General features: G+C 34.8%; 21 protein-coding genes. 19 read left to right on the top strand and 2 right to left on the bottom strand.

What is annotated here, in order from left to right; all coding sequences use genetic code 11:
• Position 1 precedes the first annotated feature (1 nt).
• The 11 genes from MHI39_RS17020 to mraY all read left to right on the top strand — a co-directional run bounded on the left by MHI39_RS17020 (position 2) and on the right by mraY (position 15,406).
• Positions 2-1,120 (top strand): N-acetyldiaminopimelate deacetylase, encoded by a 1,119-nt coding sequence (locus MHI39_RS17020; RefSeq protein WP_342539822.1) that lies wholly within the window; start codon positions 2-4, stop codon positions 1,118-1,120.
• Positions 1,121-1,213: 93 nt separating this feature from the next.
• The gene (locus MHI39_RS17015) at positions 1,214-1,993 is read left to right on the top strand and encodes an ABC transporter ATP-binding protein (RefSeq protein ID WP_169792976.1); all 780 of its coding nucleotides are present in this window, start codon (positions 1,214-1,216) and stop codon (positions 1,991-1,993) included.
• A 185-nt stretch (positions 1,994-2,178) separates the two neighbouring features.
• On the top strand, positions 2,179-4,581 hold the full coding sequence (locus MHI39_RS17010) for a hypothetical protein (RefSeq protein ID WP_342539821.1): 2,403 nt from the start codon (positions 2,179-2,181) through the stop codon (positions 4,579-4,581).
• Positions 4,578-5,507, top strand: a complete 930-nt coding sequence (locus MHI39_RS17005) for an ABC transporter ATP-binding protein (protein ID WP_342539820.1) — start codon at positions 4,578-4,580, stop codon at positions 5,505-5,507. The genes MHI39_RS17010 and MHI39_RS17005 overlap by 4 nt, the downstream gene beginning before the upstream one ends.
• A gap of 2 nt (positions 5,508-5,509) precedes the next feature.
• Complete coding sequence (locus tag MHI39_RS17000; RefSeq protein WP_180213141.1) at positions 5,510-6,361, top strand: ABC transporter permease subunit; 852 nt, start codon at positions 5,510-5,512, stop codon at positions 6,359-6,361.
• A gap of 10 nt (positions 6,362-6,371) precedes the next feature.
• Positions 6,372-7,925, top strand: a complete 1,554-nt coding sequence (locus MHI39_RS16995) for a hypothetical protein (RefSeq protein WP_342539819.1) — start codon at positions 6,372-6,374, stop codon at positions 7,923-7,925.
• A 14-nt stretch (positions 7,926-7,939) separates the two neighbouring features.
• Positions 7,940-8,947, top strand: a complete 1,008-nt coding sequence (locus MHI39_RS16990; protein ID WP_058002478.1) for a MoxR family ATPase — start codon at positions 7,940-7,942, stop codon at positions 8,945-8,947.
• Entirely contained in the window at positions 8,944-9,813 is an 870-nt protein-coding gene (locus MHI39_RS16985) for a DUF58 domain-containing protein (protein WP_058002479.1), read from the top strand. The genes MHI39_RS16990 and MHI39_RS16985 overlap by 4 nt, the downstream gene beginning before the upstream one ends.
• 11 nt (positions 9,814-9,824) lie before the next feature.
• Complete coding sequence (locus MHI39_RS16980; protein WP_058002480.1) at positions 9,825-11,600, top strand: BatA and WFA domain-containing protein; 1,776 nt, start codon at positions 9,825-9,827, stop codon at positions 11,598-11,600.
• Positions 11,584-14,346, top strand: coding sequence for a VWA domain-containing protein (locus tag MHI39_RS16975; protein ID WP_071976586.1), 2,763 nt, complete (start codon positions 11,584-11,586; stop codon positions 14,344-14,346). The genes MHI39_RS16980 and MHI39_RS16975 overlap by 17 nt, the downstream gene beginning before the upstream one ends.
• 109 nt (positions 14,347-14,455) lie before the next feature.
• Complete coding sequence (mraY, locus tag MHI39_RS16970; RefSeq protein ID WP_139254918.1) at positions 14,456-15,406, top strand: phospho-N-acetylmuramoyl-pentapeptide-transferase; 951 nt, start codon at positions 14,456-14,458, stop codon at positions 15,404-15,406.
• A 72-nt stretch (positions 15,407-15,478) separates the two neighbouring features.
• Here mraY and MHI39_RS16965 read toward each other — a convergent pair whose 3' ends face one another.
• Positions 15,479-16,318 carry a mechanosensitive ion channel family protein gene (locus MHI39_RS16965; protein WP_342539818.1) on the bottom strand — a complete coding sequence of 280 codons (840 nt, stop codon included), beginning with the start codon at positions 16,316-16,318 and terminating at the stop codon, positions 15,479-15,481.
• Positions 16,319-16,695: 377 nt separating this feature from the next.
• Here MHI39_RS16965 and MHI39_RS16960 point away from each other — a divergent pair, with 377 nt between their 5' ends.
• The 8 genes from MHI39_RS16960 (at position 16,696) to MHI39_RS16925 (ending at position 24,957) form a co-directional block, all read left to right on the top strand.
• The gene (locus tag MHI39_RS16960) at positions 16,696-18,450 is read left to right on the top strand and encodes an ABC transporter ATP-binding protein (RefSeq protein ID WP_342539817.1); all 1,755 of its coding nucleotides are present in this window, start codon (positions 16,696-16,698) and stop codon (positions 18,448-18,450) included.
• Positions 18,451-18,460: 10 nt separating this feature from the next.
• Positions 18,461-20,284 carry an ABC transporter ATP-binding protein gene (locus MHI39_RS16955; protein WP_058002484.1) on the top strand — a complete coding sequence of 608 codons (1,824 nt, stop codon included), beginning with the start codon at positions 18,461-18,463 and terminating at the stop codon, positions 20,282-20,284.
• A 248-nt stretch (positions 20,285-20,532) separates the two neighbouring features.
• Positions 20,533-20,889: a hypothetical protein gene (locus MHI39_RS16950; protein WP_058002485.1), complete on the top strand. Its 357-nt coding sequence runs from the start codon at positions 20,533-20,535 to the stop codon at positions 20,887-20,889.
• A gap of 46 nt (positions 20,890-20,935) precedes the next feature.
• Positions 20,936-21,580, top strand: a complete 645-nt coding sequence (locus MHI39_RS16945; protein WP_058002486.1) for a PspA/IM30 family protein — start codon at positions 20,936-20,938, stop codon at positions 21,578-21,580.
• Positions 21,581-21,700: 120 nt separating this feature from the next.
• On the top strand, positions 21,701-22,420 hold the full coding sequence (liaF, locus tag MHI39_RS16940) for a cell wall-active antibiotics response protein LiaF (RefSeq protein WP_058002487.1): 720 nt from the start codon (positions 21,701-21,703) through the stop codon (positions 22,418-22,420).
• Positions 22,417-23,451, top strand: coding sequence for a sensor histidine kinase (locus tag MHI39_RS16935; protein ID WP_058002488.1), 1,035 nt, complete (start codon positions 22,417-22,419; stop codon positions 23,449-23,451). The genes liaF and MHI39_RS16935 overlap by 4 nt, the downstream gene beginning before the upstream one ends.
• 7 nt (positions 23,452-23,458) lie before the next feature.
• Positions 23,459-24,094 (top strand): response regulator transcription factor, encoded by a 636-nt coding sequence (locus tag MHI39_RS16930; RefSeq protein ID WP_058002489.1) that lies wholly within the window; start codon positions 23,459-23,461, stop codon positions 24,092-24,094.
• Between the two features lie 203 nt (positions 24,095-24,297).
• Positions 24,298-24,957: a TrkA family potassium uptake protein gene (locus MHI39_RS16925; protein WP_058002490.1), complete on the top strand. Its 660-nt coding sequence runs from the start codon at positions 24,298-24,300 to the stop codon at positions 24,955-24,957.
• A gap of 88 nt (positions 24,958-25,045) precedes the next feature.
• On the opposite strand, the gene MHI39_RS16920 is transcribed toward MHI39_RS16925, so the two are convergent.
• Positions 25,046-26,370 (bottom strand): IS3 family transposase gene (locus tag MHI39_RS16920; RefSeq protein WP_259548449.1). Its coding sequence is split into 2 segments (ribosomal slippage): positions 25,046-25,992 and positions 25,992-26,370, totalling 1,326 coding nucleotides; the frame shifts between segments, so codons are not numbered across the junction.
• Positions 26,371-26,410 lie beyond the last annotated feature (40 nt).

Here is a 26,410-nt window from a genome sequence, read left to right as displayed (position 1 = left end):
TATGAGTCAAAGTCCATTTATAAAAATCAGACGTGATTTACATAAAATACCTGAACTAGGGTTTCAAGAAGTAAAAACACAAAACTATCTCCTAAAATATATTGAATCACTGCCAAAAGATCGTTATGAAATTCGTACATGGCGTACTGGTCTTTTTGTGAAAGTGCTTGGAACAGCTCCCACTAAAACTATTGGCTATAGAACTGATATCGATGGACTTCCGATTGAGGAGCAAACCAATCTTCCTTTTTCATCAGAACATGAAGGAAGAATGCATGCATGTGGACATGATTTTCATATGAGTATTGCACTGGGGGTATTAACACATATAGTAGAGCATCCAATTAAAGATGATATGCTGTTTATTTTTCAACCTGCCGAGGAAGGTCCAGGTGGGGCAGAACCGATGTTAAAAAGCGAGGAATTTCAGGCGTGGAGGCCAGATCTAATTCTTGCCTTGCATATTGCGCCAGAATATCCAGTCGGAACGATTGCGATAAAAGAGGGCTTATTATTTGCGAACACGTCTGAATTGTTTATTGATCTGAAGGGTAAGGGAGGACATGCTGCGTATCCTCATCAAACGAATGATATGGTCGTAGCTGCTTCTTATTTGGTCACACAACTTCAATCCATCATTTCACGGAATGTTGATCCACTGGATAGTGCTGTTATTACCATTGGTAAAATAACCGGAGGAACGGTCCAAAATATAATTGCTGAATCCGCAAGATTAGAAGGAACAATTCGCACATTATCTGTTGAGTCAATGCAAAAAGTAAAGAAAAGAATTGAGGCATTAGTTAAAGGCATCGAAAATGGGTTCGAATGCGAAGTGAAAATAGACTATGGTTCCATGTATCATCAAGTGTATAATCACGAACAACCAACGAAAGCCTTTATGAAGTACTTGGAAAAAAACCAAAATGTAAATTTATATGTATGCAAAGAAGCCATGACAGGAGAAGACTTTGGTTACATGCTAAAAGAAATTCCTGGATTTATGTTCTGGCTAGGAGTAGACTCCCCCTATGGCCTACACCACGCCAAACTAGAACCAAATGAAGACGCCATAGACTTTGCCATTTCTGTATTAACAGATTATTTAGTGGGGGTCTGACCCCCACTGCTTTAAAGTGTTACAGTACGCGTTGAATAGTCTAATTATTTGAATGATTTTGAGTTGTAAGGAGTGTATGCAGTGATCATTAATATGAAGAATGTTTCGTGGAAACGGGAAGAGAAGTGGATTTTGAAGGAATTTTCATGGGAAGTGAATGAAGGGGAACATTGGTGTCTATTAGGTCTTAATGGCTCTGGAAAAACCACTCTTTTAAATATGATTAATGGATATATATGGCCGACAAAGGGGGAGGTTCACGTATTAAATCATTCTTTTGGTCGTACGGATATTCGCGAACTCCGTAAATCAATCGGCTGGGTCAGTTCTTCTTTACAGCAAAAAATACCTGATCACGAGATTGTTGAGGATATTGTACTAAGTGGAAAGTTTGCTAGTATTGGTTTGTATGAAAATGCAAATAAAAAAGATAAAGATCAGGCACTTCAATTACTATCATTATTTAATTGTGATCATTTAACGATGCGAAGATATGAAACCTTATCACAAGGTGAGCGGCAACGCATTTTGATTGCTAGGGCGATGATGGCGTCTCCTAAACTATTAATTCTTGATGAACCGTGTACGGGTTTAGATATTATATCAAGAGAGCATTTTTTACAAACCATTGAACGTTTAGCGAAACAGCCAGATGGACCAACATTAATTTATGTAACTCATCATGTCGAGGAAGTTCTTCCATGCTTCGAAAAGATGATATTGTTAAAAAATGGTGAGATCTTTCAATCAGGTGCTACGAAAACTCTATTAAATGCTCAAAATTTATCTAAATTTTTTCAAGTACCAATAACGGTTGATCAGAAGGAGAATAGATCTTGGCTTTCCTTAGGAGAAACGGTCAAAACAAAATAGAAATTAATTGTTAAAAATCTTAAATCATTGACGATTTAAGATTTTTTTTGTGGGAAATATTTCATTATCCAGAATTTAATGTAAAATAATATTGAATAAGAGATGAATATTTCAAATTGAAAAAAAGTGAAAACCTTTTTGTTTGTTAAACGTCTAAAAAGAGAAGAAAAATTAGGGGGAAAATAATGAAGCAATCCAAAAAAACAATATTCGTTCTAGCAATCATTTTCTTATTTTCTATTTTTTCAATTAAACCTGTTTTTGCAAAAGAAGCAATACAAATAGATGTAGATGCAGGATTGAATGGAAATATCAAAAGTGGTAGGGGATTCCCTATCTTTCTCACGATCAAAAATAATGGTGAAGATTTTAGCGGATCTCTTCTAGTAAACTTTGCTCCTTCCTATAATGCAGGTGGTATGAAAGCAATCCATGTTGAATTACCTGCTGGAACAACAAAGAAGTATACGGTTGCTGTACCTGGACTTTCGGAAGATATTGGCTATGAACTAACAAGAAATCCGATCGTTCATCTATATAAAGGAGATTGGCGAGAAGACAATGAAGTAAAGGTGAACGGAAAAAGAACCTTTAGTCCAAAATTTATCCAACAGGATGAAAAATCGGTTGGAATCTTAAGTGAAAATCCTGATCGGTTAAAAGAATTAAAGTCGATTCCCGCTACAGCAGGAAATGTTGAAGTATATCCACTTTCAAAGAAGCTTATTCCTACTGATTCGCTTGGGTTAGATTTATTGGATTATATCATCGTAGATGAATATGCCCTAACAAAATTAGATGAGAAACAACAAAAATCGATCCATGATTGGATCGAAGCTGGTGGAGTCCTAATTGCAGGTGCCACACCAGAAGGCTTAGATTCTTTCGGTTTATTAAAAGATAATATGCCAATGAGTATAAATAGTGAGAGACAGCTTACAAATCTATCATTTTTAACCGTGAATAATGAGGAGAAACCGGATTTTACTCAATTACCTATTTTTATTGGCAACATCAATGAAAAAGCAATAGTGATGACAGAGGTAGAATCTACCCCAGTGATTGCTCGCAAACAGATTGGCAAAGGGGAAATAATCCAGACAGCATTTTCCTTAGGAGATGAACCACTTTCTTCTTGGAAAAACTATCATACTTGGCTAGGAAGTTTGTTATCACAATCCGATAGCTCACATTTACAATTGGTCATGCAAAATAATGGTATGGGATTTTATGATAGTTTCTCAAATGAACTTGTTGATATCAATGAATTATTTGAATCCTCACAGTTTTCATTAGGAGTTATTTTATCTGTATTAGCAGGATACTTTATCATAATTGTGCCACTTCTTTATATTATTTTACGCAAATTGGACAGGCGTGAACATGCATGGTGGCTCATTCCTGTTATTTCAATCGTCTTTTCACTTGGCATCTTCTTAACAGGTGCAAAGGATAGAATTGCATCGCCGCAAATTAATCAAATGGCATCCCTTGAGGCAGATGGCAATGGTAGTTTATCCGGTATTTATGGAGCATCACTAATGTCAAATACAAGTGGTGATTATACATTTATTTATCCGAAAGGTGAATTTAATGGAAGTCCAATTGAAAGACATGGTGCTGGTAATATAGAAAGCTTATCCAGACAAGCGGTCATTGAAAATAAATTAAAAACTGATCAAATTACATTTAATAAGGTTGAATATTGGTCGACGCGATCCTTGTTAGGGTATACGCAAATCAAGAAAGCAGGACAATTTCAAGTTCAACTATCTATAAATAATCAGAAAATAACTGGGGAAATTAAAAATCAATTTCCGTATGATTTTGACGAAGTGTATATATGGTCCGGTTATCGAACATATAAATTAGGTAAATTGTCGAAAGGGCAGTCTTTAACTGTTAATGAAAACATGCTTGATACCTATTTATTAGCACCAATTTATAATGGAAATCTGAGCGGATATCCTTCTAATGTCACCACAGATGAAATATTTAGGTTAAAAAAAGATCGATTACAATGGATTGCTGGAAATCTTTCAGATCGTATGAATAAAGAGAGTTTACCAGTCGTTTATGGAATTACCAAAAGTCCGGTTATTGAAGCAGAGTTGGAAAAAAAGGAGGCAAAGATGCGAAATCTTTCTCTCATTTATCAACCATTTGAAATAACTGGAATTATCAATGGTCCGTTTACTTTGAATCAAAATTCTATTAGAACGAAAACATCCGTGATTAGAGGAAATATTTATGAAGAAAATGTAGGGAGAGGCAATGAAATAATGTTAGAAGATGGGGAATATGAGATTGATTATTATTTGCCAAAACAATTGATTTCTGACAGAACAGATATTCAACAATTGTCTTTACAAATAGAGCCTAGTAATTTTGTAGATTATCAACTGTTTGATTTTACTGCAAAAAAATATATATCAATCGATGAGAAAAATAAAGTAACTGTATTTGATAAACAAATAGATCGATATTACAAAAATGGTACGTTTAAGATAAAAATATTAAAGCTTGGTCAAGGCGACCCACATGTCTTTTTACCAAACTTAACTGTGAAAGGTGAGGTTCGTCCATGATTGAAATTCAAAATTTGACTAAAAAATATGGCTCATTTACGGCATTAGATACTTTAAATTTAACAATTGGAAAAGGATGCGTTTTCGGTTTTGTTGGGCAAAATGGTGCTGGTAAATCGACCACTTTTTCCATCTTGGCGACATTGCTATCACCTACTTCAGGGACTGCATATATTAATGGCTTTAATATTACAAAGGAACCAAAACAAGTTCGCAAACAGATAGGATATATGCCTGATTTCTTTGGTGTATATGATCACTTAAAAGCTGATGAATATTTAGATTTTTACGGTGCAAGCTACGGAATTGATGCAAAAACAAGGCAGAAATTAATTCCTCAGTTACTTGAGCTTGTTAATTTATCACATAAACAGCATTCCTATGTCGATGTGCTATCACGTGGGATGAAACAGAGACTTTGTTTGGCAAGATCTTTGATCCATGATCCAGAAGTGCTTATTTTGGATGAGCCTGCATCAGGCTTAGACCCAAGAGCAAGAGTCGAAATGAGGGAAATTCTGAAGGAATTAAAATCAATGGGTAAAACCATTTTGATTTCTTCGCATATTTTGCCAGAATTAGCTGAGATGTGTGATGAAATTGGTGTGATTGACAATGGTAAGCTTGTAGCACATGGATCTGTTGCAGAGATACAAAAGCAATTGCAAGCAGAGAAAATAATTATTGTTAAGGTTAATCAACAGCGAGATCGAGCCATTGCCTTTTTTGAAGATCATCCGAAAGTATCTCAAATGGAAAAATTAGAGGATGAATACAGCTTTCAGTTTTTCTTTAATGGCAATGATGAAGAACAGTCACAGTTGTTAAGACATGCCATTTTACAGGAAATACAGATTGTTAGTTTTAAAGAGTTCGAAACGAATCTAGAAGATGTCTTTATGGAAATTACGAAAGGGGTGGAATAAGGATGAAGTCCTTTCTTATTAATCCAGTTTTGAACAAAGAGTTTAAACTAAGGTTTCGCTCCTTGAAAACATTTATCGGGCTACTAGCATATCTCCTAGCCATAGCATTGATTGTCGTCGGGTTTATACTTTTGATGACAGAATTCAGGGGGAGCAGTTATTTCCGTCCTGAACAAAGTAGGGAATTATTTGTCATGCTATCCTTTATTCAGCTAGCACTTATTCTGTTTATCACACCTGGTTTAACAGCAGGTGTGATTAGTGGGGAAAGGGAAAAGCAAACCTTAAATATATTATTAACAACTGTACAAAGCTCAACGAGTATTATTTTAAGCAAACTTTTTTCATCATTCTTGTATTTGCTTCTATTAATTGTCGCAAGTTTGCCCCTATATAGTATGGTATTTCTCTTCGGTGGAGTGGCACCTGCGACATTGCTTGCTGTATTCGGTTTATATGTGTTTACAATAATTGTTTTTGCGAGTATCGGGGTATTCTTTTCGACAATTATCCGGAAAACCATTGTATCGATGGTAACGACATATGGAGTTACCCTTCTATTAGCAGGAGGTACAGCTTTTTTATTTATGATCGTACTAAGCATGACACAAATGCACTCCTATACGGTGCAAACTCCACCAACCAATCCGGTAGGTTATTTTATTGCGATGTTTAATGCACCAATGGTTTTAGCAGGTATTGTCATGCCGGAAATTGTTGACGAGATTTACGGAACTACAGGTATTGACTTTCCATTATGGATTAGCCATATCATTTGCTATTCAATCATTGTTATACTTTGTTTATATTTAAGCATTCGTAAGCTTAGACCTAATATGAAAGTGAAAAAATAGGTGATTTAAGATGAATGAGAAGAAACAATTATTTTCGTTATTGAAGGATGTTGAAAGACAACTGTGGTATGTACATATTACGAGTTTTATTCAGTTTTACCTATTAGGAATTGGCCTCTTCTCATTCCTTTTATTCTTATTCGCACGCTGGATAGTCATTCCTTATCCAGAACGTTATTTAATTGGGGGTTACCTTTGTATATTTGTCGTAGGATGTATTTTCTTCATTAAACTTCGACCGAGAAAAAAGCAAGCTGCAAATATTTATGACGAATTTATTGCTGAAGATCGAGTAAAAACGGCACTATCTTTTATTGCGGAAGATGGAGAAATCCATCAACTACAACGAAAAGATGCCATTAGGCTAATGAAGGAGAAGCGAAACATCATCTTAAAAAGGAAGAAGAAATGGATCCATCCTCAAATGATCCTTTGTGTAGTAGTCTGTTTGGGGGGGATGATATTATCTATTGTCTTCCCAAATGAAAAGATGGAATTGGCGGATAAAAAAGAAAAAGAAACCGAGCTTGTGAAAAAGACGGAGAAAAAAATCGATCAACTAAAGAAAAAGGAAAAAAATAAAACGGTAAAAAAAGAATTGGAAAAAATGAAGCAAGAAGTAAAAAAGGAAAACAAAGCTGAGGAAGCACTAAAAAAATTAGCTAAGGAATTAAACCAGCTAGAATTAAAACAAATAAAGGCAAAAGAACAACAGCAACAATTAAATCAGCTAAGAAATGAGCTTAACGGTGCTAATTTAAAGCAATTAGCAAATGCCATTGATAAAAAAGAGATGAAAAAGATTACTGAACAGTTAGAAAAACTAAAAAACAATTGGGACCAGTTAACCGAACAGCAAAAACAGGCATTAGCGAAGCTGACAAATCAAAATGAATTAACAAAAGAACAATTAGCTCAATTAGAAAAGCAGTTAAAGATGGCAATCCAATTAGCAGCCCAATTGAATGACGCCAATTTATCACAAGAGACAATAAAAAATATCGCTCTTAGTTTACAACAAGATATGATGAAAAATGGCATCTTGCCTAATGAGCAGATTGCCTTGTCTAGCAACGATCCCTTGAATCAGATGGACTCTGATAATCTAGTTAATGAGGATAACAACGGTAGCAGCGATGGTCAAAGTCAAGGCCAGGGACAAGGTCAAGGACAAGGACAAGGCCAGGGACAAGGTCAAGGTCAGGGACGAGGTCAAGGCCAGGGACAAGGAAATGGACAAGGACAAGGTGGAGTTGGAACAGGCCAAGGAAATGGAACTGGATTAGGAGCTGGGAAAGGACAAGGTTCCAGAGATTTTCTTACCATTCCTGAAAACATTTCAGGTAAAAAAAATATAGAGAACGACTTTGGAAGACTTGGTCAAGGAAATAGCAAAGAGCAGTTTTCTGGGAATAGTCCCATATTAAAAGGGTCTGTACGATCCTATGAAGAGGTTTTTCGGGAATATGAGAAATCTTTTAGAAATAGCACGGAGCGTGTTCAATTACCAAAAGAACTAGAGTCAATCGTTAAGCAATATTTTTCCGAGTTAGATCCTGATTAAGAGGTGGATAAAGGATGCAAGAGAGAACAAAAGAAGAAATTTTTCAGGAAGCTACTGAGTTGCTCAGGCAAACGAAAGAAGAAATTCAATCATTCATAGTTGGTCAATCAGAAGTAATTGACCAAGTGCTGTGGACTATATTTGCTGGTGGTCACGCATTATTAGAGGGCCTTCCCGGTCTTGGTAAGACGATGCTGATTCGTACCATTTCAGAGGTTATCGATCTTTCCTTTTCGCGGATTCAATTTACACCTGATCTCATGCCCTCCGATATTACGGGAACAATGATCATTGAACCAGATGAAGTAGGGAAACAGCAATTTGTCTTTCATCGTGGACCGCTATTTTCTCATATCGTTTTAGCGGATGAGATTAATCGGGCTACGCCCAAAACGCAGAGTGCTTTGCTTGAGTCGATGGCAGAAAAAACCATCACGATACTTGGAGATACAAAAACATTGGAAGCTCCATTCTTTGTGTTAGCCACTCAAAATCCAATTGATATGGAAGGAACCTATCCTCTACCAGAGGCCCAAATGGATCGATTTATTAGTAAAATTAATGTCGAATATCCATCAAAGGAAGAGTTAAAAGAAATTATTTTAAGAACAACAGGTACGGAAAATCCTCCACTAAATAAGGTGATGTTGCGTTCTGATGTTCTAACTATCCAAAAGCTTGTAAAAGAAATTCTTGTTTCAGATGAAATTCTTAATTTTGCAGTGAATCTCGTTACGGCAACTCATCCACTTTCAGAGAATGCGCCGGATAAGGTGAATCAGTATGTTCAATTAGGGAGTGGTCCTCGTGGATTGCAAAGCCTTATTCAAATGGCGAAAGCACGTGCTTTGTTCGCGGGACGTTTCCATGTCTCAATAGGTGATATTAAGCAAGTCGCCAATCCTGTTCTTAGACATCGCTTATTGCTTAATTTTGAAGGAGAGGCCGCAGGAGTTCAGTCAGATGCATTGATACATGAATGTATCGAAGCTGCCCAGAGAGCTGGAGTTGTATCCAAATGAACGGCGTTTCAAACGAACTATTAGGAAGGCTGCGAAAAACGACATTAGTGGTTCAAACGAGAAAACGTGGTGCACATAAAGGATTAAGACGATCTCATAAATTTGGTTCATCATTAGAATTTTCGGATTTTCGTGCTTACCAACCAGGTGATGATTTGAGACAAATTGATTGGAATATTTATGGTCGCACTCAAAAGCACTATATTAAAAGGTACTTGGATGAACAGGAAGTGAAAACTGCCATCTATTTAGACTGTACAAAGTCGGTTAGCATCATCCCTAGCAAATGGGAACGAGCGAAACAGCTAGCTGCTACACTTAGCTATATCGCATTATCAAACGAAGATCAAGTATCATTCACTCCTGTTGCCAATGGTAATCCACGAGTCATTCAACGGAAAGGTGCTGTTCAGGCGAAGGCAACTTTATTTGACATTATCAATCTTTCAAATGAATCGACTTCTCTAACATTTACAGAATCATTGCATACACAACTGCTGAAAGATAAACAGCTGACGATTATTATTACAGATGGATTAGAAGCATTAGAGAAATATGAGGCAGTGCTAAAGAAATTAGCTTTTCTCAATGGCGATGTTTGGTTTATTCAAATGCTAAATAAGCTAGAACTAGAGCCGGATTACCAGGGTGATGTGAAATTGATTGATAGTGAGACATCTAGTGAATTGAATATAAGTATGCGTCCCAAAATAATAAGCCAATATGAGCAGCGTCTACATGAACATCTTAAAAACTTAAAAAAAATATGTGATAAATATGGCTTTCGCTACCTACTAGTAAATGACGAAAAAACAGTGGATGAAATCCTTCTGCGAGATTGCATTTCCCATGGTTGGATTAGATGAGGTGATATGTAATGGGTGTAACGAATCCAATCTATTTTCTATTAACTATATTTATAGCGGGAGTCATTATTTTTTATTTATTTCGAAAACAATACGAGAAAAAAATAATCCCATCCAATTTATTTTGGGATCAGGTAATGAATGAGTGGCAAGCATCCCCATGGATTGAAAAACTGCAAAAAAACTTATTATTATGGCTGCAATTGGCGATTCTTACACTTTTAATGTTTGCCCTTATTAATCCTTTTTGGTTGAAAAAAGGGATAGAGGGTGAGCATTTCATCTTTATTATCGATACGTCAGCATCTATGTCGGCAAGAAACGGGGTAGAAACGAGATTTCAATTAGCAAAAAAGGAAATAAGTAATTTAGTCAATCAACTTAATGGACAAGATGTTACTTTAATTACTATTGGAAATGAAGCGAAAATTGAATTGAAAAATGAAACAAATTTTAACTTGATCCAATCAAAAATTAAAGAGCTATCGCTATCTTATCAAACTAGTAATATGAATAAGGCGGTGCTATTAGCTGATTCGCTGACAGGAAAAGATCATACGTCTATACATATTTTTTCTGATGCTGTAACAAAAGATACTGTACCGAAAATGAAGAATAAGATTCCCCTTCATGTTCATAATGTCGGAAAAAATGGTGATAATCTATCCCTACTATCCTTTGGAGTGACAAAGAAGAAGGAAAAAATCATTGGTGCTGGGGTCATTAAAAATCAAAGCAATCGAGAACAGAAGGTAGAATTTTTTATTCAGAATAACGATGATACACTTTTTTCAAAAAAGTTAATCATTCCAGCAAATGGTCAAAAGATTATTGAGGTTCCGGACCTTGTTGTAAAAGATTATTATACAGCTAAAATTGTAGCAAATGATATATATCCGATTGATAATACAAGAACGGCTGTCTATTCAAAATCACTCTCAAAGCTATATGCGGTCGGAGAAGTGAATCCGTTTGTTATTAAAGGTTTTCAGACGATTGGAATCCCTGTTACGCAGATATCGGAAAAGGATTGGAATGAAGAAAGTTCGGATGGAATTATTTTAATGGAGGGAAGATCGTCAGAAACATGGCCACGTTCACCTTTAATTATATTCAATCCACAAAAAGGGAAGGAAATTGCTCTTAAACGTTCTATCTCTGTGATAGATGATCCATTACTGCAATATGTTGAGTTTGATCAAACCTATATTCAAAAGGGAACAAAGACAAACCATCCTTATCTAGAAACGCTTGCTAGAAGTGGTGATTTACCATTGTTAGAAAAAGGTGAATATATGGGAAACCGTGTGGTCAGTATTGATTTTGCAATTGAAGATTCCGATTGGCCACTAAAGCCGGGGTTTCCAATCTTTTTATATCAATCCTTTCAATGGCTATCTGAACAACAACATTTCAAAGGTTTTTTCCTACCGGGTGAAAAGAAATGGATGTCTACAAGTGGAAACTCTGACTGGAAAGTATTTGATGAATCTGGGAAGTTTTTAAGCTCTTATCAATTGGACAAAGAAAGCTTTGTAGCCCCGAAAAAACCGGGTCTTTATCAAATTATTGCCGGTGACCAATCCATGTATATTTCAGTTGTTTTGGATGAAGAAGAACAGTCGGTGCAGGTCGAACCATCATTTGTTATGAATCAGCCGAAGGATCAAGTAAGTCAATCTACAAAGGCAACGAAGTATTCATTCCTTTGGTTTTGGTTAACAGTGGCTGCCTTTATTATTTTATTGATTGAATGGGAGGTTTATAGTCGTGCACATAGACGTTAAATATCCCATCCTGTTTCTATTAATGATTCCCGTTATATTTGTCTTAATTTTGTTTTACCGTAAATCAAATAGAATCAATTCGTTAGAAAAGAAATGGATTGTTTTATTGCGTGCATTCATCTTTTCCCTTTTAATTTTTGCTTTAACCTTACCTGAAATGCTATTGCCGATAAAAGGAGAAAATGTCATTTTTCTCGTAGATCGTTCAGCAAGTATGAAGGGTTCGGAAGAGCAAATTCTAACATGGATTAATAAAAGTGTTCAAAGTAAGAATAAGATGGATTCCTATGCCATTGTATCGACTGGTAATCATGCAGCTGTTGAGCAATCTTTAACAAAAATGGGGGATCCAATACAAGAATTTTCAACACAAGTTGGCGGGGATAATACAAATATTGAGCAAGGAATACAGCTCGCCTCAGCCTTAATTCCTAATCATCAAAAAGGAAGAATCATCTTGTTTTCAGATGGGAATGAAACGAATGGAAAAGCTATAGAGGCAGCAAAACTTTTAAAACATCAAAATATTGAACTTGATTATGTGGATGTATCTGGTGAATCAGGTAGTGATGTTGCATTGACAGAATTCAAAGCTCCTGCATCTTTATACCAAGGGGAAAAAGCCCAGTTAAAACTAATTGCTAATAGTACAACAAATAAGGCAGCTACTGTTCGAATCTCTTTAAATAATCGTGAAATAATGAAAAAACAGGTAGAAGTCAATAAAGGTGAAAATGAATTTACTTTTTCACATGAGGTAGACGAGACTGGAATGTTTGTATATAAGGCAGAGATTATTGCTGATGATGAAGCATATTTAGAAAATAATGAACTATTTGCTGTGTCGAATGTCAAAGGAATACCAAAGGCTCTAATTGTACAAGGTGAAGGTAATGAACAATTATCGAATATCTTGAGGTCTTCAAATATTCAGGTAGATTTACTCACCGCGAAACAATTACCAACCACATTATCTGGTTACTTACCTTATCAATCAATAATTTTTGATAATGTAGATGCAACCTCCATTGGTGAAAAGCAAATGAAAATTATTGAAAAAGCAGTAAAGGAATTTGGCGTGGGCTTCGTGATGACAGGAGGAGAGAATAGTTTTGGTCTGGGGGGCTATTTTAAAACACCTATAGAAAAACTTCTTCCTGTAACGATGGATATTAAAGGGAAGAAAAAAATGCCAACTCTTGGATTAGTGATTGTCATGGATCGTTCAGGCAGTATGAGTGGGCAAAAACTTTCTTTAGCAAAAGAAGCGGCTGCAAGATCAGTAGAGTTAATGCGTGAAGAAGATACACTTGGCTTTATTGCCTTTGATGATCGACCATGGGTCATAGTTGAGACCGAACCGATCAGAGATAAGAAAAAGGTAATGAAAAAAATTCGTTCTGTCACTGAAGGCGGTGGTACGGAGATTTATACATCATTAAAAATGGCTTATGATGAATTAATGCCATTAAAGTTACAGAGGAAGCATATTATTTTATTAACAGATGGACAATCCTCTAATGCGGATTATGAAACACTTATTGAGGAAGGGAAAAAAGAAAATATTACGATCTCAACGGTTGCCTTAGGACAAGATGCGGATATTCGATTATTAGAAAGCTTAGCTGAATATGGTTCAGGTCGATTTTATAACGTAACCGACTCAACTGTAATCCCTAGTATACTATCACGTGAAACAGTTATGGCATCGAGAACCTATATAGAGGATAATCCTTTTTATCCAGTCATTCAGCCTTATCCAGATTGGCTCAAGCATTTTAAGAATGGGGTTCCACAAATGAATGCCTATATTGCAGTGACACCTAAACAAACTGCTCAAGTTTCCGTTGTAAGTGAAAAAGAGGATCCGATTTTAGCAGAATGGCAATATGGGCTTGGAAAAACAATTGCCTATACCTCAGATACTAGCGGAAAATGGGCAGGTGATTGGGCACGCTGGAATGAGTGGCCAAACTTTTGGAGTCATCTCGTCACAAAGACTTTTCCATCCTATGAAAATATTCCTTATGATATGAGGGTAACAGAAGAAAATGGCAAGACATTGCTTCAATTAAAATCCAATGAAGCAGCCATTTTACCATTAGAGGCAGTAGTCGTTTCTCAATCGGGGAATGAGATGAACGTCCAAACTAAAATGGTTGCCCCAGGCGAATATGAATTAAAGATGGAGGATACTCCAGGTATGTACTTTTTAATGGTTAAACAGCATACCGGAGAGGAGACAGAACAGGCTTTTCAAACAGGATTTACCATTCCATATTCAAAAGAGTATTTATTAAAGGAAGTAAATCAACCATTTTTGAAAGATTTGGCAGGGGTAGTGAATGGTAAAGAATTAGAAAATGAACAAGCTGCTTTTTCACCAACTATAGGGGAATCTTATCATAGACGTCCAATTGCTGAATGGTTGCTGTTAACAGCTTTTCTAGTATTCTTTATTGAAATTGCATTAAGAAGATTCGGATTTCAACCACTTATAAAGTTGAAAAATCGTAATGTGAAAGATAAACAAGAAACTACAGTAAATCCCATTCAAACACTAATCAATACAAAAAAACAAAAAAGTAAGCCGAAAATAGTGTTAAATAGACGAACAGAGGAGAAGCAAACGGAAAAAAGACATAAAGAGAAAAAAGAAGAAAAACCTTATCCAAAAACAGAAGGTTCCGATCAAGAAGATAGAATGCAGCGATTATTAAATGCAAAAAAAGGAAAAAGAAGATAATGGAGAATCAGTTATATTACTGATTTCTCCTCACTTTTTCTTATTTCCTGCACATATCTTTAAAACCTGCATATTATTTTAATGTTTGTTTGATTAAGGGGGAAAAGTAGTGCTTATTTCATTCGTTCCAGCAGCTATTTCTTTTGTTAGTGTCACTGTTTTGTGTCCATTTTTAATTATTATTTTAAAAAAATTACAATTAACTCAGCCGATAAGGAAGGAGCTACCAGCAGACCATCAGTTAAAGAAGGGAACCCCATTAATGACTGGGAGTATCTTTCTAGTGGGAATATTTGTTGCATTATTATATAAACAAAATCCACTTATGATATTTTTAGCGACTACCTTTATGCTGTTTAGTTTTATCGGTTTTTTAGATGACTATTGGAAAGCGTCCCGTCAGGATCCAGGCGGCGTTTCTGGAAAAACGAAATTAGTATTTCAATTTTTATTTACAGCGACATTATTATTTATTCTAGTCAAATATTTTCAGATCAATCCTGAGATTCACTTGACACAAAATTTCTCAATTCCTTTACCGAGTGCTCTCTATTTTTTTGTGATTATGTTTTTTATTGTTGGGTCTGCTAATGCGATAAATTTCACGGATGGGATGGATGGACTTCTTGGTATTGTTGCCATACCTACTTATTTTTTCTTCTTTTTCATTTCAGAACGGCATGAGGTGCAAGTTTTTTCATTAATTATGATTGCTTGTATTTTAGGTTTTCTTATTTATAATATTTATCCGGCAAAGGCATTTATGGGAGATACTGGTTCTTTAGCTATAGGAGGGTCCCTTGCTTTTCTTGCAGTGCTGGAAAAGGTGGAGATCTTAATTCCTTTACTTTTTATTATATACTTTGCAGAACAGTTATCCGTTATCTTACAGGTTACATATTATAAACTGACAAGAAAAAGAATCTTTCGGATGACACCTATCCATTTTCATTTCGGTTTAAAATATGGTTGGTCTGAGAATGTTATTGTTACAGTATTTGGATTTGTGTCATGGATATCCACTTTTCTTTCCATCATGTATTGGAAATTTTTAATGTAGAAATAAAATGGGGTTGTCTAAAAAAGGGAACTAATCCCTTGGTAGACAACCCCATTTATTATTTCGTGCTGATTAATTTTCACTTTCTACCTTATTAAGCTCAGCGTCAATGGCTTCCTTAATGATTTTACGAAGCTTTCTTTCGATTTCAGCCTGTGTGCCATTTTTTGTTCTAGCGATTACCCTAAGAACAACCTCTGAACTCCCAATAGATTGAACACCGAGCACATTTGGTCCTTCAACAATATTTTCTTCGCATTCAGCCATTTTGTCACATTCTCTTTGGATAACCGTCATTGCCTGATCAATGGAAAGTTGATTCCCGACAGTAAAATCAACTAGTGCTTGCATATTCCCTCTCGTATGATTACTTAACGTTGTAATTTGACGATTAGGTAAATAGATTAATGTACCATCCGTAGAACGAATTTGTGTTGTACGTAAACCGACCTGCTCAACTACTCCTGAAAAGCTACCAATTGTCACATAATCATCTACATCCACTTGTCTTTCTAATAATAAAAAGAAACCAGTAACAATATCACTAACAAGTCCCTGTGCACCGAAACCTACAGCTAGTCCTACAATACCTGCCCCAGCTATTATTCCCGTTGTATCTATGCCTATCTGCTTTAATAAGGTAATGACTAAGAAAAATATAAGAACATAGGAAAAAATACTATCCACTAAATTTTGTAATGTTTTCGATCTGCCTGCTGAAACACTGTTTTTGCGTTGATATCTTTCAAAACTTCCATGTATGAGTTTCATGCCAATTGCTCTAATAATCTTATAAACAACATAGATAATAATAATCTTAATAATAAATAATCCTGCATCGATGGAGAAGTTTGTCCAATCGAAGTTGGTTATTTTATCAGTAATTTGATCCACTTGCTCTATTTGCTCCATTTGTTACATCCTTTCATTTTGGGTTGCTTCTTTTTGAACAAGGCAATTTGTTCTATTCCCTTCATTAGAAATGATAAACGTATTTTATGAAAATTGCATCCCTTGTTTTTAGTGTTTATTTTTATGTGAAATTTAAGAAATCTTTTAGTTAACTGGAGTGATTTATGTATGTGAAGAATTAGAAAGCGCAGAAAGAAATTCACCTGCACCTTCTGTACAATTTATTTAAATTTAAAAAGAATAATTAGTATGTTTATTCCTAAAAGAATGAAACAAAAAAATTTTGTAAAAATTATAACAAAAACATGGAAAAATATTTCGAAAGCCGTTATATTTAATATTACGTTCAAATTATTTTAAAAAATGGGGGGAATGAAATGGATACGTTTAAGAAGCTAAAAGGTTTTTATTTGCCTTACAAACGCTTGTTTATAACATCCATGTTCTTTTTATTGGTTGTTACGGCAATAACCATTGTTTATCCGGTCATATTGCAACAAACCATCGATGAAGTAATACTTAAAGGAAAATATGGACTAATACCTTACTTAGCTATTGGATTTGTTTTGATCATGCTAATAAAAGGAGTGGCTACATTCATTCAACAATATACAGGCGATCTTTTCGGAATTACATCAGTATACCGTCTTCGTAATGCATTATATGAAAAACTTCAATATTTGCCTTTTCGTTATTATGATAATGCCAAAACTGGAGATTTAATGTCGAGATTAACTGCTGATGTTGAAGGGTTTCGCTTTTTTCTATCCTTTGGATTCTCAGAGGCATTCAGATTTATATTAATATTAGGAATTAGTTTTAGTGTAATGTTTTACTATTCGGTTTCATTAACATTAATGACTATGCTCATGCTTCCTTTTCTAGCGGTTTCCGTTTATAAATTTGATAAAGTTGTCCATCCTGCTTTTAGAGGAATAAGAAAATCATTTGGAAAATTAAATACAAATGTACAAGAAAATATTAGTGGAATAAATACAGTTAAATCTTTATCACGTGAAGATTTTCAAACATCCAAATTCAATGTCTCCAATGATGATTATCGCGACCAACAAATCAATACTTCCTACATATGGGCTAAATATTTCCCTTTAATGGAGTTAATAGGTAATTCAGGGATTATCATTTTATTGGCATATGGAGGATATTTAGTTATAAACGGTAGCTTGAAGCCAGGAGAACTCGTGGCCTTTTATAGTTTATTGGGCTATATTCTAATGCCTATTATTAATCTTGGTTTCACTATCAATCTATTTTCCCAATCAAAAGCATCAGGTGAACGATTACTTGAAATTCTTGAGGCGGATAATGAAATTTTTGATAAAGAGAATGCATATGATACAGATCGTTTTAAGGGTGAAGTGGAATTTCAGGATGTAACTCTAAAATATTTTGGGGATGAAAAATCGGCAATTAAAAACATTAGTTTTAAAGCGGAACCTGGAAAGGTCATTGGTTTAATTGGTGCTACTGGGTCTGGTAAAACAACAATTACTCAATTAATGACAAGATTTTATGAGCCCGTTTCAGGAAGTGTCAAAATTGATGGGAAATCAGTAAGTGATTATTCCATTAAGTCATTACGTTCGAATATAGGGATTGTTCTGCAAGAATCCTTTTTATTTTCGTCTACAATTAAAGCCAATATTGCTTATGGGCGACCTAATGCGACAATGGAAGAAATTATTTCGGCAGCAAGGAGAGCGCAAGCACATGATTTTATTATGGAATTACCAGATGGTTACGATACAATGCTTGGCGAACGAGGTCTTGGATTATCAGGTGGCCAAAAGCAACGAATTGCCATTGCACGTGCGATATGTTTAGACCCAAGTATCCTTATTTTAGATGATGCAACAAGTGCAGTTGATATGGATACAGAATTCAAAATTCAGGAAGGTTTGCGTGAAGTTATGAAGGGAAGAACGACATTTATTATTGCCCATCGTATTTCTTCATTAAAACATGCAGATGAAATTTTAGTATTAGAAAACGGTAGAATTGTTGAAAGGGGATTGCATGAAGAGCTCCTTTCAAATGGTGGTCCATATGAAAGAATTTATCATATTCAATATAAGGACCAGCAAGCGATTCTGCAAACTCAGATAGGTTGAGGTGAAAACATTGGCGAAAGCAAATAAAATAAATAAAGGGTCAGTGGAACGATTTAGCTATACGACTGAGCAAATTATTGATAAGCCATTTAACTGGAAGCAAATGCTGAGGTTATTGAATTATCTAAAACCATATTCGAAAAATCTTCTACCTAAATCCTTTACAGCTATGCTTATAAACACGATTATTCGTCTCATCATTCCTACTTTAATCGGAGTTTATGCTATTGAGAAAGGTATTCAAGGGAAAGATGGGCAGTTTTTAATGCTCATTGTTGTCATAATTGCAGGCTTGTATATTATCTCTTATTTAGCGAATATATTACGAATTCGCTGGATGAATGAGCTTGGGCAAAAAGTGATCTACGATATTAGAAAAAATCTATTCACACATGTACAACGATTGTCTCATCGTTTCTTTGATCAACGTTCAGCAGGTTCTATTCTAGTTCGTATCATGAATGATACGAATTCATTGCAGGATTTATTTACAAATGGTGTTGTCAATCTCCTAATGGATATGATCATGTTAGTAGGGGTAATTTTTATTTTATTTTCTCTTAGTCCACAGCTTACACTTGCTGTCTTAATTATCTTGCCGATCATGTTCTTGATATCAACAAAATTAAGGCAAAATATTCGTAGATCTTGGCAATTTATGAGAATTAAACAATCAAAACTGAATTCGCATTTAAATGAAAGCATCCAAGGAATACGTGTCACACAATCGTTTACACAGGAAAAAGAAAATATGCAATTTTTTGATGGGGTTAATACAGAGAATTATGAGGCATGGCGAATTGCAACGAAAAAAAATGCGTTTTTCCGCCCTCTTATTGAATTAACTAATGCTGTTGGTTCAGCCGTTCTTATTTGGTATGGTGCTCATCTTATTCAAACAGGATCATTGAAACTAGGTGAATTTGTTTCCTACGCTTTTTACCTCGGCATGTTTTGGGAACCGATCTCTCGTATCGGTCAAGTGTATAATCAATTGTTAATGGCAATGGCTTCCTCAGAAAGAATTTTTGAATATCTAGATGAAAAGCCGATTGTGCATGAGAAGGATGAGGCAATCGAATTAGGAGATATGAAAGGTCATATTCAGTTCGAAAATGTAGAGTTTTCATATGATGATAAAAGAAAAGCTTTAAAAGATGTGAGCTTGGAAATGAAAGCTGGGCAAACTATTGCATTAGTCGGGCATACTGGGTCCGGAAAGACAACGATTGCCAATTTAATCAGTCGTTTCTATGATCCAACAAGTGGTTCCGTGAAAATTGATGGCCATGATTTGCGTGATATTTCCTTAAAAAGTTTAAGAAGTCAAATTAGTGTTGTCCTTCAGGATACATTTATTTTCTCTGGAACCATTATGGAAAATATAAAATTTGGTCGTCCAGATGCGAAAGATGAGGAGGCAGTTGCAGCGGCAAAGGCAATCGGTGCCCATACTTTTATTGAAAATCTTCCAAATGGATATGAAACACAAGTAGAAGAAAGAGGAAATATATTATCTGTTGGTGAAAGGCAGTTATTATCATTTGCTAGGGCGTTGCTTGCTAATCCGCGGATCATTATTTTAGATGAAGCGACTGCTAGTATTGATACTGAAACAGAAGTCCAAATACAACGTGCGTTAAAAACGTTATTAAAGGGAAGAACTTCAGTCATAATTGCCCATCGCCTATCTACGATTCGTGAGGCTGATAAAATCTTTGTTCTTGATCATGGAGATATCATTGAAGAAGGAAATCATGATCAATTAATGGAGCATCAAGGAGAGTATTACAGACTAGTAAAAGCACAATTTAAAATGTTAGAGGCTATATAAGAAGAAGACTATATCTTCTTCTTTTTTTATGCCCTTTTCTTAAACTTTGGTGTTATCTAAGCAAAGTTTTAACTAATATATCGACTGGAAATCGCTACACCTTCATTTTACAGAGAAAAGAGCTGTAGTCTTGAATCCTTTTGGGAGTTAAACTACGTCTTAGGTCGTATACAAAAATAAATCTAGAGTTTGTTATGGAAACTTATGATTTCTTTTATGATTATGGTAACGAAAGGAGGTCGTATAAATTGAAAAATGTATTTTTGTTTATACTGGCAGGTATTCTTGTAATGGTTGCTTTAGGAAGCTTAGGTCATATAATCGGAATGGCTATTAGTCTCCTGTTAGTATATTTTTCCTTTAAACAGTTTATTAAGACTGAATCATTCTTCGGTAAATTATTTTGGGCGATGGTTGGGATATGCAGCCTATTTGCTGTACTTGCAAGCTTGCCAGCAGTAGCTGGAATAGCAGCATTATGTATTTTATACGTTGTGTATAAAAATTGGAAGAAACCAGAAAAGGTAAAGGTTGAACAGGAAGTATATGATCCATTTGAAAGTTTCGACCAACAATGGAATGAAATTCAAAAGAAATATCACTAAATAGATAAATTTATAAAAAATGAATTGTGATAGAGGAGCGATGATGATGACTACTTTATTTGAAAGAATTAAACATACAGTGATGGCTGATCTAAATGATACCATGGATAAAAAAGAATATAAAAATCCAATTTCAAAGTTAAATCAATACTTACGTGAAAGTGAAAATGAAGTTAAGAAAGTAGAAAAGTTAATCGAAAGACAATATTTATTAAAAGAAGAATTTGCTCGTGAATTAAAACAAACTGAGTATATGGCTGAAAAAAGATGTCAACAAGCAGAAATAGCTCTTCAGGCAAATGAACTCTCCCTCCACCAAATTGCTATAGATGAGGAGGCACTTTATAAGGTGCAAGTACTTAGTTTACGAGAAGCACATGGAGAAGCCGTAGAACAATTAGAAATATTAGAGAAAAAGCATCGAGAAATGAAAATGAAATTAAAAGAAATGCAAATTAAAAGATTAGAACTGATGGGTAGAGAAAATGTAATTAAGGTGACAAAGAAAATGAATCAAGTACTGGATAACTCTGTTATTAGTAAAGCTAATACTCGATTTGAAGAAACAGAAAGATACTTAGATCACTTAGAAACTAGAATGGGTGCAGGATATGATATGTCGATGTTTGATTCTCGTATAAAAGAGCTTGAAAAAGGTTTAAAAAAGGATGAAACTACTATTAATGACTAGTAAATTCATGATAATATAGAAAAGCATATAGTAATGAAATCAGGTAGTAGGTTCCTCATATTTGAGTATCTTACTACCTAATTAAAAATATTTCGTCAGTAGTGACAAAAAGGAGGCAACATGGGAAAAAGATCTGAACAAAATCCTATAACATGGTTAATCTTAGTTGCCCTTGTCGGAATCTTATTTGAAATTTCTTTTAATACTGAATCCTTAGTGTTTCTTGGGGTTTCTGCATTACTTATTTATTTTGGTAAAAAGAAAAGCACAAAATCTTCTGGCGCTATTTATATCATTGTCGGTATTTCAATTTTTGTTATTACAATTATTTCCACAGTGTTTTTCAAAATTGTATTGTTTTGTGTATTAATTTATCTCTTATTTAGATATCGGAAAAAAAAGAAGCATCCAAAAATAATCAAGGTAGAAACAGTAGAATCATCGAATCAATCAAAAATCAATCGAAAACAACCCTATATAAAAAATAAATTCTTTGGTAATCAAAGAATTGAAAATAATATTTATGAATGGGATGATATAAATATTCAATGTGGGCTTGGTACAACGGTCATAGACCTTAGTATGACCATGCTTCCGATTGGAGAATCCACTGTAGTTATTAGAGGAGTGATTGGAAATATCCAATTGCTTACTCCATATGATGTAGCGATATCAGTTAATCATTCATCGATTACGGGAAATGTAAATATATATGGTTTAGAAGAGAATCTTTTTAATCAAAATACAATTTACTACTCAGATAATTACGATGAGACAACGAGAAAAATAAAGATTATCACCTCATTACCATTTGGAAATTTAGAGGTGAGGCACGTATGAGTATCCAAAAATCCTTTATAATTTACTTTAGTACGTTCTCCATTGTTATCGCTATATTTATTTCAGCAATTTATATTCAAACGGTTCAAACGGACTGGTATCAAGCATTATTTTTTCAACAAATCTTTCTTGTCCCTGTCGTTGTTTTTATTATTGTAACTAGTATTATTATAGGAATCGTTTGTGGATTAGTTATTGGCTATATTATGAAGAAGAAGTTAGAGGACGTAGATGCTCACTTAATTGAACTTGAGAAAGGTGAATTTAATTTATCAAAATTACAGCCTGAAAAATTAAATGAAATTTCAATGTTATACGAAAGAATACAACGAATTCAAAATCGTATGGATGATCAAGTTGAAGCATCGCAAAAACTTGCAAATGAGCGGGCTGACTGGAATGAAAAAATGAAGCAGGAGATTTTATCCCAGGAAAGAAATCGCTTAGCAAGAGAGTTGCATGATTCTGTTAGCCAGCAGCTTTTTGCTGCAACAATGCTATTATCTGCTATCAATGATAACCCTAATCCAGATCCAGTAATAACAAATAAACAAATGAAATTAGTTGAGGAAGTAATTAATGAGTCACAATCAGAAATGAGAGCGCTACTTCTTCATTTGAGACCGATACAATTAGAAGGAAAAAGCCTAAAAGAAGGGGCAGAGGAGTTATTGCATGAATTAACAGCTAAACTTCCTTTGAAGGTAACATGGAGAATAGATGATGTCATTCTAAATAAGGGAGTAGAGGATCATTTATTTCGAATTATGCAGGAATCCATTTCGAATACCCTACGCCACGCGAAAGCTAAAATGTTAGAATTGCACTTATTTAAATTAGATCAATTTGTTCTTCTTAAAATAATAGATGATGGAATTGGCTTTGAAATGGGAAAAGAAAAAGCGGGTTCTTACGGATTACAGAATATTCGTGAACGAGCAGCAGAAATAGGTGGAACGATTAAAATGATTAGTTTTCCGGCAAAGGGAACTAGTATAGAAGTGAAGATTCCTATATTAAATAAAGGATGAGGTCATAATGATAAAGGTATTACTTGTTGATGATCACGAAATGGTTCGTATAGGTGTTTCTGCTTTTTTATCCATTCAGCCTGATATTGAAGTTGTTGGCGAAGCAGAAAATGGGCAAAAAGGTGTTGAACTAGCCTTATCATTGCGACCAGATATTATTTTAATGGATCTGGTCATGAATGAGATGGATGGAATACAAGCAACAAAAGAAATTATCCAGCAGTGGCCTGAGGCAAAAATAATTATTGTAACGAGCTTTATTGATGATGAAAAAGTGTATCCTGCACTAGAAGCAGGAGCAACGAGTTATATGTTAAAAACATCAAAGGCGAATGATATTGCTGATGCTGTTCGCTCTACATATGAAGGACAATCAGTATTGGAGCCTCAAGTTACTGGGAAAATGATGATGCGAATGAAACAAGGGAATAAACGGCCATTACATGATGATTTAACAAATCGTGAGCTAGAAATTCTACTATTAATGGCTGAAGGCATGACAAACCAAGAAATTGCGGATCAATTATTTATTGCACTAAAAACGGTAAAAACTCATGTTAGTAATATATTAAGTAAACTAGAAGTTCAGGATCGCACTCAAGCGGTCATTTATGCATTTCAACACCAATTAATCAAGAAGTAGAGAGAAGGGATCTTAACATCCTTCGTCTCTCTTTTTTTGTATCCATCGACCTTCATATTAGTGATTTATGTAGTACCTTTTATCATCAGGTTAATACTATATTTGATAGGAAACGAGATTTTTTGACAGTCATCTTCTCCTTATGAAATTAGTATGCTAGAATGGGGAAGATTAGGAACTCTTTTAATAGTGGGGGATTTAAAGTGAAAAAAGAATTTGTCGTCATTGGACTAGGACGATTTGGTGGTAGTATCTGTAAAGAATTAGCAGAACAAGGAATGGAAGTTATGGCTATTGATGTTGATGAAGATCGGGTAAATGAATTTGCATCGATTGCTACTCATGCTGTCATTGCGGACACTACTGATGAAACCGTATTGAAAAACCTAGGGATAAGAAACTTTGATCATGTTATCGTCGCAATTGGTGCTGATATTCAAGCAAGTATACTAACTACACTCATGTTAAAAGAAATTGGTGTGAAAAATGTAACTGTAAAAGCACAAAATGATTATCATGCAAAGGTTTTAGATAAAATTGGTGCCGACCATGTTGTCCATCCAGAAAGAGATATGGGAAAACGGATTGCTCATCACATTGTTTCGAATAATGTGTTAGATTATATCGAGCTTTCAGATGAATATAGCATAGTTGAAATTGCTGTAAATGAGCGTATTACTGGTAATTCAATTGTGGATTTAAATATTCGCGCTAAATATGGAATTAATATTGTCGCTATTAAAAGAGGAAATTCAATGATTATTTCTCCACAAGCATATGATGTTATCGAAAAGAATGATATTTTAATTGTTATCGGTGCGGATTCGGATATCAACAGATTTGAGAAAAAACTTTCTCAGTAACTATTATATATAACTAAAAAAGGAACCATCTCCTACTATTGAACTGCGCCCTAAATTTCGGACAGTTTAATAAAAGTAACCCTGCTATTTAAGCAGCGATTAGATGACTTCGGTATTCTGCCGGAGTCATCTTTTTTAAATTCCATTGTCTTCTTGATGCATTATAGAAAATCATATATTGATTAACTAATTGTTTTAGTTCTTCAAATGTATGAACTTCTTTATAGTCCATTTCATCTTTCATATGTCCAAAGAAGGATTCCATTGGTGCATTATCGATACAGTTCCCTCTACGTGACATAGATTGTTTCAAATTCATCTGTTTCACCCTTTTTTGAAATTCTGGATGCGTGTAATGGAAACCTTGATCAGAGTGTATCATGGCTTCTGGATGTACATTATTCCCTAATTTCTCTTCTAATTTTGCTAGAGTATTGTAAACAATCGACATTTTCAATGTTTGTGATAATTCATATGCCACTATTTCACGTGTAGCGACATCCTTAACACAGGATAGATAGGCTGTTTTTCCTCGATACTTTAAATAGGTAATGTCAGTTAAAAATACTTTTTCCGGCTCGTCTTGTGTAAATTCACGGTTTAATCTATTTGGTAATGTCTTATGTTCTTGAGTAGCTTTTGCAATATTTTTATATGGGTTTGCACGTCGCACTTTCGCAAAGAAATTATACTTGCGCATTAGACGGCGTATTTTCTTTGGGTTCATTGGGTTTTCAAGTAATTCACATACTTTCATATAAAGTCCACGATAGCCAACTTTCCCTTTGAATGCATCATAGATGCACTTTAAAAAGAGATAATCCTCATAATCATTGTTCTCACGAATGGCATGTTTTTCAGTATTCTGCAGCCATGCATAATAACCACTGCGACTAACATGTGCGACAGTACATAGCTCAGAGACACTATTGATTAGTTGATATTTACGAATTACTTCATTGATGACTGCGTATTTTTCATGTGGAGCTACTTGTGTTTCTTCGCCTTCCTTTCGAGTTCCTCTAGCTTTTTTAGTAATTCAATTTCAGCTTCGAGATAACGAATACGAGCCTCTGCTTTTTCTAGCTTCTTATCAGCGGATAACTCACTAGTTGTTGGTCTTCCCGTACTTCCTTTTCCTCGACGTTCTTCCAAAAAACCATTTTCTCCATATTGATTAAAAGTATTTCTCCAACGCTTCAAAGCTGATTTAGCTTTTTTAGGGCCAATCATTTCAAGATCAAACCCATTTTCTATAAAGATTTGAGTAGGTCCTTTCCCAGCTAAGTTCTCATTTACTGCTTTAATTTTAAATTCAGGTGTATATTGAATCGCTCGATCAGATACTGAAGCAACATTGGGATTGGCTTCTAATAGTTGACGTTGATGTTCATTAAAATAGATTTTACTCATAAGATAACTCCCGTTCAAATTAATTATGTTAAGTATAACG

It is taken from the genome of Heyndrickxia sp. FSL K6-6286 (assembly GCF_038630395.1).
GTDB lineage: Bacteria > Bacillota > Bacilli > Bacillales > Bacillaceae_C > Heyndrickxia > Heyndrickxia oleronia.
The sequence above is the reverse complement of the archived record's forward strand: the minus strand, read 5'-3'. Positions and strand labels throughout refer to the sequence as shown.